A 14,010-nucleotide genomic window follows, 5' to 3' on the forward strand; every position below is an offset into this window, starting at 1 on the left:
ATAAGAAAAAGGCATTGAATATTTCAGTGCCTTTTTCCATTTAAAATGCAGTATTAATCAAATAACATGTGTATGCAACAAAACTAAATAGCCAGATACTACCTTTAACGCGTCCAATCCGCCCTTGCCCTTTAAAGCTCAACGTGAAAAGTAACAAGCTCAATGTCAGTGTGCCCATTACAACCATATCGCGCTGTAAAACTTCTGGCGGCACTATCGTAGGATGAATTATGCCAGCAAGCCCAACCACAGCGAGTGTATTGAACATATTTGAGCCGATCACATTGCCAATCGCAATATCAAGCTCTCCTTTTCGGGCCGCTGCAATAGAAGATGCCAACTCAGGTAAGGATGTACCAACAGCAACAACGGTTAAACCAATAATCAGCTCGCTCACACCAAAAGCTTGAGCGATTTCCACGGCTCCCCAAACCAATAGTCGTGAACTAATCACTAAGACAATCAGACCAAAAATCAACTGAAATACTGATGTCTTTAAAGGGACTTCTGTCTCTTGTAATTGGTGATCAAACTCATGACTTAATACATCACTTTGGTTCCGCATTCCTTGCCAAATCGTCCAGCCCATATATAGAACAAGCATCAACAGCATAATAATGGCATCATTTCGACTAAGCACGCCGTCAAAGATCTGGAAAATACAAATACCTGTCACAAGTAATAACAGAGGAAGCTCTTTACGCACAACAGCGGAATGCACCATGATCGGTTGAATTAGAACCGTAACACCAAGTATTAATGCAATATTTGCGATATTGGAGCCATAAGCATTGCCTAATGCCAGTCCTGGATTGCCATCTATCGCAGCCATCACAGAAACAACAATTTCAGGTGCAGACGTCCCGAAGCCAACAATCACCATACCAACCAATAAAGGTGGCATACCAAAATGACTTGCCGTTGCTGAAGCGCCATCAATAAACTTGTCTGCGCTCCAAACTAATAATACCAATCCGAGAATGACCGCGATCACAGCCCAAAGCATGATTTGTTCCTCTATTTATAATGATCAACAGCATAACAATTGATTGTACGCATAATAAAATGCAAGCAGAAAGAAATGATCTATCTACTTGCATCTAAGTAAAGTTGTGGGATAAAACTAACCCACTATATTCAATAAATTATTGAGAGTTCTGAGCCTGTCCATATTGATCAGCCATCACCTCAACGAAATGATCTAACTTGATGTATTTTTTAATCACCGCATCTACATCTGCTTTGGTTAATTTAGCAAGTGCTTGATCTCGAGTAGCACGATCAAGTAGCGTTTTATGACGCTCTAATTGACCAGTGAGCATCCCATGAATATTTCGTTCATCTTCCAAAGAAGTCACACGTTTTTTCATGATGTCTGCTTTTGCAGCTTCGACTTCTTGTTCAGTCACACCTTTACTCAAAAGCTCATTCAACACTTTATGTACAGATTGAGAAACTTGATCAGAACGACCAGAAGTGTAGTTTGCCGTAATACTTAGCGTACCATCATTCACATCTGGATCTAAGTCTAGGCCGCTACCAAAACCGTAAACTAATGCATTCTTCTCACGTAGCTCTTGCGCTAAACGAGAAGACAATTGCGAATTACCTAGAATATGGCTGAGTACAATCAATGCTGGTGCATCTTGATGATATGAACCTACAGGAAGTGCCAAAATACTTTGATAACTACCAAATTCACGCTGTTCAGAAAGTGCATGAACTTTCTGTGCTTTATAAACGGTATATTGCCCAGTTACCTTTTCATAAGGTTGTTTTGATTTCCAAGAACCAAAAGCTTTCTGCAACGTTTTTTGCATTTTCTTCGCATCAAAATCACCTGTTACAGCAATCTGAGCATGATCAGTAATAAAGAACTGATCATAGAATTGTTTTACTTGAGCTTGAGCCGAATTACTGATTTCTTTTTTAGCAAGTTCAGGTTCAAAGTGATAACGCAAATCGCCTGGCTGATAAATCTCTAGAATTTTAGAGAGTGTCATTGAAGCCACTACCGCAGGTTCAGTATATGGTCGATCTAAAACAGACAAGCTCTGATTTTTTGCTAGGTCAAATTCCGTTTGCGAGAATTTTGGTTGTTTAATGACATCAATAATGAAGTTTAAGAAATCCTCAAATTTATCTTTCTTCGCTTGAACAACGATCGTAAAACCATTGCCGTTTGAACTGACTGACGCACCACCACTTGCAGCAATGGCTTTATCAGTAATTTCTTGCAAGGTATGTTTCTCTGAACCACGCAGCATTAAATAACTGGTTAAATCTAAAGTAACACCTTTGCCAAACAATGATTTTTCGTTACCGAAATCTAAGCTAATCGTCGCATAGGTTTTATCATCACGAGTCGATGTTGGGAACAAAGCATAACGAATCCCATTTTTTAACTCACCGCGTTTGATCTTCTGCTCATTCTTTTGCAATTCTTGTGCAGACTGGGCTACAAACTGAGCAACCTCTTGTTTATAAACGCTTGGATCTTTCATTGGTTCAGGCTTTTCAGCAGTTTGATCCAAAGTTTTTGGTTTATCCTCTGCTTTTAAAGTCATCGCTTTCTTTTGATCTTCAGGCGTAGGTAATATGTCGCCTGAAATACGATGTGATGACACTAAAAACTGTTTCAGTGTTTTATTCGCATCATCAAGTTTTAAATCTTGAACTGCTTGTAAATCTTTAAAATATTGATCCCATTGACCATGAGATGAAACAGCATAATCACTTAAACGAGAACCTAAAGCCACCGCATCATTCATAATAGTATCAGCAGAGTTTTGGGTAATATTTTTAATACGCTGCAATTCAGCTTCAGTAAATGGTTGGCTATTTTCAACACCGACTTTTAATGATTCATCGACTTTTTTAGCATCATGATTTGGTGCGTAAATTGCCCCCATAAACACAACATTAAAATCTTGATCTAACCATGTTGTCGATTGCACAGCGGTGCTTATACCCGTTTCAACCATACTCTTATACAACACTCCACTTGGTTGCATTGTATATAGTGCAGGTGCGAGTGCTAAAGTTGGTTGTAATGCTGTATTTTTTCCATTCATGTAAATATGGAATTTGGCTAAGTCACTGCCCTTTTGAACGGTAAACTGACGTTGTTCAATTTTACTTGAATCTAAGACTGGCACTTGGACTGGTGCAGGTACAGGACGAGCAGCAATCGGACTGAAGTATTGGTCGATTTTGCTTAAAACTTCAGCCTTATCAAATTTTCCTGAAATCACCATCACTGCATTATTTGGTGCATACCATGTTCTATAAAACTGATTCAGCTCATTCATTTTTATAGATTTTAACTCTGGTAAATCACCAATCGGCAAACGACCTAAATATTGATTGCCATAAGCGGCTTTCCACATCTGATCTAATAAAACAGCAAAAGGTTGATCCATACGGATTTCACGTTCACGTTTTACGATTTCAATTTCAGAAGGAACGAACTTTTCTTGCAACACCAATTTATCCATACGCTCAGACTCAAGGTATAGAATTTCATTCAATGCATTTTTTTCAGGGCGAACAATATTTAAGTACTTAGTCGAATAATAATCCGTACTGGCATTGGTCATTAATGTGTATTGATCTAAACGGCGCTGGAACTCTTCACCTTTAACATTTTGTGTGCCTTTAAATGCCAAATGTTCAAGTAAATGAGCCAGACCACCTTTACCTTTTGGATCATTTAACGAGCCTGTTAAATAAACCGTATTTACATAAACTTTATTTTCTTTATCGTTTGGCGCAAGAATAACTCTAAAACCATTATCTAATTTATATTCCTCAATATTCTTTTCACTTTTTACGAGCACCGTCTGAGACCAAGACGCTGCACTCAACCCGATTAAACAAAGAGAGAGAGTAAGCTGCTTAAACCGCATTAACATAGATTATCCAATTATTTTTGGTGATTTAAATAAAAATGACAGACTATAGTAGAGAATGATTCGCATCTTTAATAGTTATGTTTTGAAAAAAGCTGCTTATTTAAACAGCTTTTTTCTTTGTTTTTATATTGATTTAGTTAAAAACTTAAAGCGTAAGTTCCGCTTGCATATACAGATGTGCATAACCTGAGATTTCAATACGATCTTCAGATGCGATAACACATTCTAAAATCCCACCACGTTTGGAAGCTTGTAAAGCAATTAATCTTGTCTGATCTAATTTTTCAGCCCAAAGAGGTACAATCGCAGTGTGGATTGAACCCGTTACAGGGTCTTCATCAATCCCAATTGCTGGAGCAAAATAACGGGATACACAATCAAACTGCCCTTCTCCTCGTGCTGTAATTGCAACATCTGGCTGAGATGCCGTAATCGCTGTACGGACTTGTCCCAATAATTTGAGTTTTTCCAAGTCAGGTCGCTCGTCCAATACATCTTGCACTGTTTCATACTCAACAATATAAGCTTGAGCATTTCGATAAACTGCTTTAAACGGCTTGGTTAATCCATCACGTAACGCTTGTGGATACTCAGAAACTAATTCAGCTTTACGAATCGGAAAGTTCATTTTTATTTTGCCATCTGCATCTTGGCTAACAATAAAAATCCCCAATTCACGTACATGGAATTGAATTGTTTTCGCCGTGGTAAAATCCTTAAAAAGAACAAAAGCACTGGCTAAAGTGGCATGACCGCAGAATGCAACTTCATCCGTTGGAGAGAACCAACGAATCTCATAGTTGCTCTCATCAAGCGTTTTCACAAAAGCCGTTTCTGATAGATTGTTTTCCATGGCAATATTTTGCATCAGCTGTTCATCTAACCATTCATCCATCACAAAAACTGCCGCTGGATTTCCTTTGAATAATTCTTTTGTAAAAGCATCAACTTGATACATTTTCATGTCACAGCACCTTCTCTAATTTTCAGTTATTTTGAACGTTTGGTAGATAAATCATAGATACAGTTTTTTCTAAATTTTCGATACACCTACTTTTTTGAATACTTGGTCTCTCGAATGTTCAAAAAATCTTCTAAATTCAGGCATCGCTTGCTTTCAGATCAACTCAAAAGTCCAATGATTTAGCATAAATAAAAATAAGCCATACAGTTATTCACACAGAAAAATAGGCAGATCTTTATGGTGTTATGCAGATTAAATCTGTGAGAAATAAAATGCCTATTCCAGTGAATGCTATCGTATTTGATGACTTTGAGACGCTCGATATTATGGGGCCCGTTGAACTCTTTGGCTTACTGCAAATGCATTATCAAGTGCAATTCTATAGTCTACATGGCGGATTAATTTCCAATAAACATGGGGTCACAGTTCAGACTCAAGCTTTTCAGGCAATGGAAATCAATAGCCAAAGTATTTTAGTCGTACCAGGGGGTATCGTCACTTTTGAACTGATTAAAAATCAAGCATTCCTAGATGAGCTAAAAACTTTAGCTTCACAAAGTGGCTCTGTGCTGAGTATTTGTACGGGTAGCTCACTGCTTGCTGCGACAGGTATTCTTGATGGAATCAAAGCCACTTCGAATAAAATGGCCTTTGAACTCGTCAAAAAGTTAAATGACAAAGTGTTATGGCAAGCACAAGCACGTTGGGTAGTTGATGGAAAATTTTATACATCTTCAGGTGTGAGTGCGGGTATGGATATGACCCTTGCATTTATCCACGAGACTCAAGGTGAAAAAGTTGCACAGTTATGTGCAGAAGAAGCAGAATATATTTGGAATAATGATCCAAATGTAGATCCTTTTTCTAAACTAACAACCACTGAAATAGTAGGCTAAAAATTACGTCAAGAATTCTTAGCTGAAAATAAAAAAGAGCGGATCATACCGCTCTTTTTGCTTAACTCAATAAAAGTTAATCTTCCATATGTTCAATGATCGCTCGACCAAACTCTGAACAACGTAACAAAGTTGCATTTGGCATTAGACGCTCAAAGTCATAAGTCACAGTACGAGCGGAGATTGCACCAGAAACCCCTGTGATAATCAAATCAGCAGCTTCTACCCAGCCCATATCACGTAACATCATTTCAGCTGACAAAATAATCGACCCTGGATTGACTTTATCCTGTCCTGCATATTTCGGAGCTGTACCGTGAGTTGCTTCATAAACCGCAATTGCACCACCAATATTGGCACCCGGCGCAATGCCAATTCCCCCAACCTCAGCAGCAAGCGCATCAGAAATATAATCACCATTAAGGTTTAATGTCGCAATCACAGAATAGTCAGCAGGTCGCATCAAAATTTGTTGCAAGAAGGCATCTGCAATCACATCTTTGATAATAATGTCTTTGCCTGTTTTGGGATTTCTAATTTTTACCCAAGGACCACCATCTAATAACTCACCACCAAAACGCTCAAGAGCCAATTCATAGCCCCATTCTTTGAATGCGCCTTCGGTGTATTTCATGATATTGCCTTTGTGAACAAGCGTCACAGAAGGTTTGTCATTATCAATTGCAAACTGAATTGCTTTGCGTACCAACCGCTGAGTACCTTCTTTCGAAACAGGTTTGATTCCAATGCCACAACCCTCTGGGAAACGGATTTTGGTCACACCCATTTCCTCTTGCAGAAATTTAATGACTTTTTTGGCTTCTGGAGAGTCGGCCTTCCATTCAATCCCAGCATAGATATCTTCTGAGTTCTCACGGAAAATAACCATGTCTGTTAGTTCAGGATGCTGTACTGGTGATGGTACACCTTCAAACCAGCGCACAGGACGAACACATACATATAAATCTAATTCTTGGCGTAAAGCGACATTCAATGAGCGAATACCACCACCAACAGGTGTGGTTAATGGGCCTTTAATTGATATAATAAACTCACGTAGAGCTTCAAATGTTTCTTCTGGCATGTATGTGCCATAAATTTTATCGGCTTTTTCACCGCAGTAAACTTCCATCCATTCGATCGAACGTTTGCCACCGTAAGCTTTTAAAACTGCAGCATCTACTACTGCTTTCATTGCTGGTGTAATATCCACACCAATACCATCACCTTCAATGAAAGGAATGATTGGATGATTTGGAACATTCAGTGACAGGTCTGCATTCACTGTGATTTTGTCACCATCTGCAGGAACCACGATCTTCTGATAACCCATTTTGCAGGTTCTCCCTCATGTATTTAGCGAATTTATACATGCCTTCTATGGCATACTTTCGTTTTTTATTACATGAAACAGTTTAGTTCAAAACAAAGGTTGTTTGCGATTTATACGGGAAATAACAACATTTTCCCTATAAATAAAAACCGTTACTTTTGTGATGCCGCCTAAAACCCAAGTAGTATATTTATATGAAAATAGTCGTATTTAACAAACCTTTCGACGTATTGTCGCAGTTCCGTGAGGATGAGGCTCATCTCACGCTTGCTCATTTTATTCACGACCCAGATTTACGTCTCGCAGGTCGATTAGATCTTGACTCAGAAGGTCTAATGTTTCTTACTGATCACGGCGGTTTAAATCAATACATTACCAACCCAGTGAATAAGAAATTTAAAACTTACCTCGCTCAAGTTGATGGTGATGTAACTGAAGAAGCACTGGAGCAACTTCGTAAAGGGGTTGAACTTGCTGATGGTATGACTTTACCTGCAAAAGCGATCAAGGTTGATGCACCTGAATGGTTATGGGAGCGTGATCCACCTGTTCGTTACCGTGCAAATATTCCGACGAGTTGGATTGAACTACAAATCTGTGAAGGTCGTAATCGTCAAGTTCGTCGTATGACAGCTGCTGTTGGTTTTCCGACTTTGCGTTTGATTCGTACTAAGATTGGTTCTATTGATTTAGTTCGTATGGGTTTACAACCGGGCGAGCAAACCGAAATCGAACCTTTGCTATATCCTGATTTTAAAGATGTGCCTGAAGATAAGCCTTATCGCTCTCGTTCTTACGTGAAAAAACCAGGTGGTACTGGCGGTAAGCCAATGCATCAGAAAAAGAAAGATGGCGATGCAAAAGGTGGGGAAAAGAAAAAGTCAGGTACAAAGCGTATTTGGCAAATGGATGAAAGCGAGAAACCACGTCGTAAGACTAATGGTACGACGCGTCCAAATACCAAAGCACCACGCGGTCGCACCCGTAATGGTCGTTAATATCTTTTAAAGTATTAGTATTAAGGAGCTATAAAATAGCTCCTTAATAACATATTTATTTTTCCAAATCTTTATGTTTAAACCTTAAATAGACTGAAATTTATTAAAAAACAAGATGAAAGCCGCAACCATACTCAATGGCAATCCAATTTTAACTATCCAATATTCCAATTGATTCACTTCAGCAAAATCCTTTTTCCTCGTTAAAAGCCATTTTCTTATAATCCAAATATGTGCAGCCAAACATAATAAGAGAGCAATGATTATAAAAAAATATTATTTCCCTTTTTAGGACTAGTATCTACCAAAGAATAATCAATTTTTTTATTTTCCCTATTATTTATTATCTCAAAAGACTGAACATAATAAATAACATCTTGATTAGATCCCCCTATGCCTTCCTTATATTTTAAATTTTGAATTGGTAGGCCTCCACTTTCAATTATAGATTTACAGTAATTTTCTAAAGATAAGGCACATTCATCTGTATAAAAAAGTTGATCTCCTTTATATATTTTTAAATAATAATTCTTAAAAAAGCTTTTCCTTTTTACTTTATAAGAACTATATATCTTAAATGAAGAATCTTCATGAATAAATTTCTCAGTCCATTTGTAATTAAAGTTTTTATGATAAATATCAACTTGCATTGCCAAGATACCATAAGTAATTACAAGCAAAGTACAACTTATTAAGATTTCATTCCAACTCTTTCTTTCAACCATTATTTTCATCAAAACAATCTTCTATAATTTTAATTAGCGTTTGAAGTTTTCATCTTTACAACGTCATATCCTATTAAATTAATTTCCTTGGTATTTTGGGTCTATTTTAATTCAACCATTTAATATTATAAATAAAAAACCGATGCTTTAGCATCGGTCTCTTTACATTACCAACAAGCTTGTTAGTTCTGTATTAACACTTAAATTGTTTCAAGCGCAGCATTAAGCGTAGCACTTGGACGCATTACAGCATTTACTTTTGCAGTATCTACTGCATAGTAACCACCGATGTCCGCAGCATTACCTTGTACTTGAGCAAGCTCAGCAACAATTTTCTGTTCATTTTCAGCCAATGCTTTTGCAAGAGGTGCAAATTTAGCTTTCAATTCAGCATCTTCGTCTTGAGCAGCCAAAGCTTCAGCCCAGTACATTGCTAAGTAGAAGTGGCTACCACGGTTATCCAACTCACCTGTACGGCGCGATGGAGACTTGTCGTTATCAAGAAGTTTGCCAGTTGCTTGATCTAATGTTTTAGCAAGCAATTTAGCGCGATTGTTATCTTCTTTGATACCAAGCTCTTCTAAAGAAACAGCAAGCGCAAGGAACTCACCTAAAGAATCCCAACGCAAGTGGTTTTCTTCTACAAGCTGTTGTACATGTTTAGGTGCTGAACCACCCGCACCTGTTTCATACATTCCACCGCCAGCCATCAACGGTACGATAGACAACATTTTCGCTGAAGTACCCAATTCCATGATTGGGAACAAGTCAGTTAAGTAGTCACGTAAGATGTTACCTGTTACAGAAATCGTATCTAAACCACGAGCTACGCGCTCAAGCGTATAACGCATTGCACGAACTTGCGACATAATTTGGATATCTAAACCATCTGTATCGTGATCTTCCAGATATTCTTCAACTTTCTTGATCAACTCATTTTCGTGTGGACGGTATGGATCTAACCAAAAGATTGCTGGCATACCAGAGTTACGCGCACGCGTTACAGCAAGTTTCACCCAGTCACGGATTGGTGCGTCTTTCACCTGACACATACGCCAGATATCGCCTTCCTCAACGTTTTGAGACATCAACACTTCGCCAGTTTCTAGGTCAGTGATGTTTGCTACACCTGCTTCAGAAATTTCAAAAGTCTTGTCGTGTGAACCGTATTCTTCTGCTTTTTGCGCCATCAAACCAACGTTTGGCACTGTCCCCATGGTACGTGGGTCAAAGTTACCATTCCATTTACAGAAGTTGATCATTTCTTGGTAAATGCGTGCGAAAGTTGATTCAGGCATAACTGCTTTAGCATCGTACTGCTTACCATCAGCACCCCACATTTTACCGCCCGCACGGATCATAGCTGGCATAGATGCATCGACAATGATGTCGTTTGGCGAATGGAAGTTAGTAATACCTTTTGCTGAATCTACCATTGCTAATGCAGGACGGTGTTCTTGGCAAGCGTGTAAGTCTTCGATAATTTCTTCACGGAGTGATGTAGGTAGCGTCTCAATTTTCTCGTAGAGACCAGCCATACCGTTATTGACATTAATACCTAATTCGTCAAATAACTTACCGTGTTTTTCAAAAGCATCTTTGTAGTAAATTTTCACACAGTGACCGAATACGATCGGGTGTGACACTTTCATCATGGTTGCTTTAACGTGTAATGAGAACAAGATACCAGCTTCACGACAATCTTCGAGTTCTTTCTCATAGAAATCGCAAAGTGCTTTTTTGCTCATAAACATTGAATCAATGATTTCACCGTCTTGAAGCGCAACTTTCGGCTTAAGCACAATGGTTTCACCATTTTTAGTGATGAGTTCCATTTTTACGTTACGTGCGCGATCAAGCGTCATTGATTTTTCACCGTGGTAGAAGTCACCTTCTTCCATGTGCGAAACGTGAGTTTGTGACCATTGCTTCCACTCGCTCATTGAGTGCGGGTGTTTTTTAGCATAATTCTTAACAGCAGTTGGTGCACGGCGATCAGAGTTACCTTCACGTAAAACAGGGTTTACTGCTGAACCAAGACATTTACCGTAACGAGCTTTGATTGCTTTCTCTTCTTCAGTTGTCGGGTTTTCTGGATAGTCAGGGATTGGAAAACCTTTTGATTGAAGCTCTTTGATACATGAAGTCAACTGAGCAACAGAAGCACTGATATTTGGAAGCTTAATGATGTTTGTATCTGGATCTTGCGTGAGACGACCTAGCTCCGCAAGGTTGTTAGTCACTTTCTGCTCGTCGCTTAAATAGTCCGAGAATTCTGCAAGTACACGTGCAGCTACAGAAATGTCACTCTTGACAATCTCGATGCCAGCTGGCTTAGTAAAGGTCTCAATGATCGGCAGTAGAGAATAGGTCGCCAGTAGTGGCGCCTCATCAGTCAGTGTGTAAATGATTTTTGACTTTCCACCAGCCATATATAGCCCCTTGTGTTAGGTTGAGTTTTTGAGGAGCGAGCTTTTGACCCAGTCCTTTAAAACCGGTTTGCTTAAATAAGGTCTGAGAGTATCAGCCCTGATCTTGTCGCAGTCAACGCAATATCCCGTGATAATGACATTTCGCTACGAAATAATAGTATAAAGCTTAAGCTTTACCACTAACGAACCGGTTAGATTAAATAAAACATGAGAGTATCAGCTTTGATTACTTCTCAGTCAATGCAATATATCGTGATAACGACATTTCGCTACGAAATACCACAATATGAATATTCTTTATCCAATTTGTGCATTCATCTTTGGACTTATATTTGTACATAAATATATGTCCAATCTTTTACAAGAAATATCTATTCATAATAGATTGTTTGAATCGAAACGAATATTCGACTCTAGTTTCATATACATTTTGTAAACCTAAATTTTGAACAAATGATTAAAATCATTTTTTTATTTTTAGGATCAGAAACATGATTAAAGCGCTTGTTCCACTTTCAGCGATTTTTATTTCATCTTTTAGCTTTGCTCAAAATCCACTAAGTGTGCATGTTCTCAATCTAGAGAATGGTCTTCCCTCTGCTGGCGTAAAAGTGATTTTAGAAAAACAACAAAATAATCAATGGAAAGAACTAAGTGAAAGCACGACAAACCAACAAGGTCGAATCACTGCACTATATCCACAGGATACTCCTTTTGAAAAAGGTATTTATAAAGTGACGTTTAAAACAGGTGAATGGTTTCAAAAGAATAAACAGAGTTCATTTTTCCCAGAAGTTCCAGTTATCTTTTCTGTTGATGGAAAACTTGAGCACTACCATATCCCTCTGCTCATTAGTCCTTATGGATATTCAACATATCGTGGAAATTAAATCCAATTGGAAAAGAGGGACTCAAAACTGAATCCCTCTTTTCCAATAAAAATCTTGATCCTAAAATTTAGATCAATTTTTCAACCAAGCATCCAACTTCACTTGATCATCAATGTTAAATTCAACTGTTGAGAGTAAATTTTCTCCTGCTGAAATTTCAAACTGCAACAATTCATCACGACGGAATGCATAAACTGTAAATGTGCCTTGTTGCTTTGCGTACTTCGCTAAGAGTTTTTCAGATGCCTTTAAACCATCAACGGCAATAATGACATCGTTAGCAGATAAGCCAGCCTGAGCAGCGGCACTCTCGCGACGCACTTGTTGAATCACAACACCTTCCGCCTTATCTGCCACTTTTAAACCAAATGGCAAAGCCTTGTCATTTTTAATGCTGTAACTTAAACCAAACTCAGGAAACAACTGATCGAGTGGTAATTCATCTGTAGTATTGATGAGGTGATTGATTTGTTCAATCCAATTATCCCCCGTCAACTCATTGCATAGCTCAACAATGGTACGATCATTTACTTGCATCCCATTTTGAGTATTTTCATATAAACGACGCATGAGAGAGTCAAGATTCGAACCACGCAAACGCAATCCTAAATCTAAACACAGTGCGACTAAGCTGCCTTTGTTGTAATAACTCGTTCCCGCATTATTTGAGTTCTCATCTTGGCGATAGAATTTAATCCACGCATCAAAACTCGACTCAGAAACTGACTGAATAAAGCGACCAGGATTTTGCAAATAACGATCAATTTGTGCTTTGAGTAAATCTAAATATGACTTCTGAGAAATCACACCGCTACGCAATAAAATTAAATCATCATAGTAAGAGGTGAAACCTTCAAAAATCCAAAGTAAGCTGGTGTAGCCTTCTTTGTGCAAATCATAATTGGCAAAATTTTCAGGACGAATAAATTTAACCAACCATGAATGGAAATACTCATGACTACATAAGCCTAAGAAACGTTGATAATCCTTAGATGGTTCTTCAGCTTCGCCCGCTTTTGGAAGATCATCGCGTGGCGTAATTAAACTCGTACTATTACAGTGTTCTAATCCACCATAACTATTACCAGTCGCCATCGTCATAAAGGTATAGTCTTTAAATGGCGCAGAACCAAACATGTTAATTTCAGTTTCACAGATTTTCTTGATGTCTGCTTTTAAACGATCCAAATCGGTACTGTGTTTACCTGAAATCACAAACTCATGTGGAATACCATTAGCTTCGAAACTAAAACGACTTTGATCAGCAAGTTCAAATGGACTATCAATCAACTGATCATAATTTTCAGCTTTTAATGTGAAACGACCTTTGACGAGACTCTTTGAAGTTAGACCTGTTGCAATCTGAAAATGCTTTAGCTCATCAGGTAGGAAGACCTCAACTTCACAAGGCGCTTGTTCTTGATCTTGTAAACCTAAGCAAACACATGCTGGGTTGATATATAAGCGAGTTTGATCAACATAAGCACCACGAACAGATAGATCATATGCATAGACATCATATTCAACTGTAATCAGCTCATGATCCGTATTGAATAAACGCCAGCGATTCTTTTCTGTCTTTTTAATGCTCAGTATGCGCCCTGCTTCATCAGAAGCCTTCACTGATTCAATATGCTTTGAAAACTCTCGAACCAAATAACTACCCGGTATCCACGTTGGCAACCAAAGTTCTTGGTTAGGATTTGCTAGAAAACGAAGGGTGACATGAACAAGATGTTGGCGATAATCGTCGAACTCAATTTGGTAGTGCAACATAGCTTTAGATCGTAAAAATAAGAACAATTTCTCACAGCTTAGCATTTTTTTACAAAGTCATGCGTAGATGTCGTAATTGTCA

Annotated in this window: 10 protein-coding genes; 3 read left to right on the forward strand and 7 right to left on the reverse strand. The window is 38.3% G+C overall.

The genetic code is table 11. The features are described 5' to 3' along the window. Positions 1–40 precede the first annotated feature (40 nt). From ACT4_RS09360 to ACT4_RS09370, 3 genes are all read right to left on the reverse strand, one after another. Positions 41–1,006 carry a calcium/sodium antiporter gene (locus ACT4_RS09360; RefSeq protein ID WP_007481668.1) on the reverse strand — a complete coding sequence of 322 codons (966 nt, stop codon included), beginning with the start codon at positions 1,004–1,006 and terminating at the stop codon, positions 41–43. A gap of 139 nt (positions 1,007–1,145) precedes the next feature. Next, positions 1,146–3,914: a pitrilysin family protein gene (locus ACT4_RS09365; RefSeq protein ID WP_007481670.1), complete on the reverse strand. Its 2,769-nt coding sequence runs from the start codon at positions 3,912–3,914 to the stop codon at positions 1,146–1,148. Positions 3,915–4,059: 145 nt separating this feature from the next. Further along, on the reverse strand, positions 4,060–4,878 hold the full coding sequence (locus ACT4_RS09370) for a PhzF family phenazine biosynthesis protein (protein ID WP_007481672.1): 819 nt from the start codon (positions 4,876–4,878) through the stop codon (positions 4,060–4,062). Between the two features lie 272 nt (positions 4,879–5,150). On the opposite strand from ACT4_RS09370, the gene ACT4_RS09375 reads away from it, so the two are divergent. Next, entirely contained in the window at positions 5,151–5,774 is a 624-nt protein-coding gene (locus tag ACT4_RS09375; RefSeq protein ID WP_007481674.1) for a DJ-1/PfpI family protein, read from the forward strand. 76 nt (positions 5,775–5,850) lie between these two features. On the opposite strand, the gene icd is transcribed toward ACT4_RS09375, so the two are convergent. Further along, positions 5,851–7,107, reverse strand: a complete 1,257-nt coding sequence (icd, locus tag ACT4_RS09380; protein WP_004878398.1) for an NADP-dependent isocitrate dehydrogenase — start codon at positions 7,105–7,107, stop codon at positions 5,851–5,853. A 194-nt stretch (positions 7,108–7,301) separates the two neighbouring features. Between icd and ACT4_RS09385 the strand changes: the two genes are divergently transcribed. Continuing rightward, positions 7,302–8,105 (forward strand): rRNA large subunit pseudouridine synthase E, encoded by an 804-nt coding sequence (locus tag ACT4_RS09385; RefSeq protein ID WP_007481676.1) that lies wholly within the window; start codon positions 7,302–7,304, stop codon positions 8,103–8,105. Between the two features lie 263 nt (positions 8,106–8,368). Here ACT4_RS09385 and ACT4_RS09390 read toward each other — a convergent pair whose 3' ends face one another. After that, positions 8,369–8,839: a hypothetical protein gene (locus ACT4_RS09390; RefSeq protein ID WP_007481678.1), complete on the reverse strand. Its 471-nt coding sequence runs from the start codon at positions 8,837–8,839 to the stop codon at positions 8,369–8,371. A gap of 191 nt (positions 8,840–9,030) precedes the next feature. Continuing rightward, positions 9,031–11,262, reverse strand: coding sequence for an NADP-dependent isocitrate dehydrogenase (locus ACT4_RS09395; protein ID WP_007481679.1), 2,232 nt, complete (start codon positions 11,260–11,262; stop codon positions 9,031–9,033). A gap of 491 nt (positions 11,263–11,753) precedes the next feature. On the opposite strand from ACT4_RS09395, the gene uraH reads away from it, so the two are divergent. After that, a complete protein-coding gene (gene uraH, locus ACT4_RS09400) occupies positions 11,754–12,152 on the forward strand; it encodes a hydroxyisourate hydrolase (RefSeq protein ID WP_007481680.1) in 399 nt (132 codons plus the stop codon). 72 nt (positions 12,153–12,224) lie between these two features. On the opposite strand, the gene ACT4_RS09405 is transcribed toward uraH, so the two are convergent. Further along, positions 12,225–13,928 carry a M61 family metallopeptidase gene (locus ACT4_RS09405; RefSeq protein ID WP_007481681.1) on the reverse strand — a complete coding sequence of 568 codons (1,704 nt, stop codon included), beginning with the start codon at positions 13,926–13,928 and terminating at the stop codon, positions 12,225–12,227. Positions 13,929–14,010 lie beyond the last annotated feature (82 nt).

Origin of the sequence: Acinetobacter sp. NBRC 100985 (assembly GCF_000241225.1) — a bacterium.
GTDB lineage: Bacteria > Pseudomonadota > Gammaproteobacteria > Pseudomonadales > Moraxellaceae > Acinetobacter > Acinetobacter venetianus.

Bases quoted from the DNA above. Each gene is read 5' to 3' on its own strand.
- ACT4_RS09360 (WP_007481668.1), bottom strand. From the start codon at position 1,006: ATGCTTTGGGCTGTGATCGCGGTCATTCTCGGATTGGTATTATTAGTT.
- ACT4_RS09365 (WP_007481670.1), bottom strand. From the start codon at position 3,914: ATGTTAATGCGGTTTAAGCAGCTTACTCTCTCTCTTTGTTTAATCGGG.
- ACT4_RS09370 (WP_007481672.1), bottom strand. From the start codon at position 4,878: ATGAAAATGTATCAAGTTGATGCTTTTACAAAAGAATTATTCAAAGGA.
- ACT4_RS09375 (WP_007481674.1), top strand. From the start codon at position 5,151: ATGCCTATTCCAGTGAATGCTATCGTATTTGATGACTTTGAGACGCTC.
- icd (WP_004878398.1), bottom strand. From the start codon at position 7,107: ATGGGTTATCAGAAGATCGTGGTTCCTGCAGATGGTGACAAAATCACA.
- ACT4_RS09385 (WP_007481676.1), top strand. From the start codon at position 7,302: ATGAAAATAGTCGTATTTAACAAACCTTTCGACGTATTGTCGCAGTTC.
- ACT4_RS09390 (WP_007481678.1), bottom strand. From the start codon at position 8,839: ATGAAAATAATGGTTGAAAGAAAGAGTTGGAATGAAATCTTAATAAGT.
- ACT4_RS09395 (WP_007481679.1), bottom strand. From the start codon at position 11,262: ATGGCTGGTGGAAAGTCAAAAATCATTTACACACTGACTGATGAGGCG.
- uraH (WP_007481680.1), top strand. From the start codon at position 11,754: ATGATTAAAGCGCTTGTTCCACTTTCAGCGATTTTTATTTCATCTTTT.
- ACT4_RS09405 (WP_007481681.1), bottom strand. From the start codon at position 13,928: ATGTTGCACTACCAAATTGAGTTCGACGATTATCGCCAACATCTTGTT.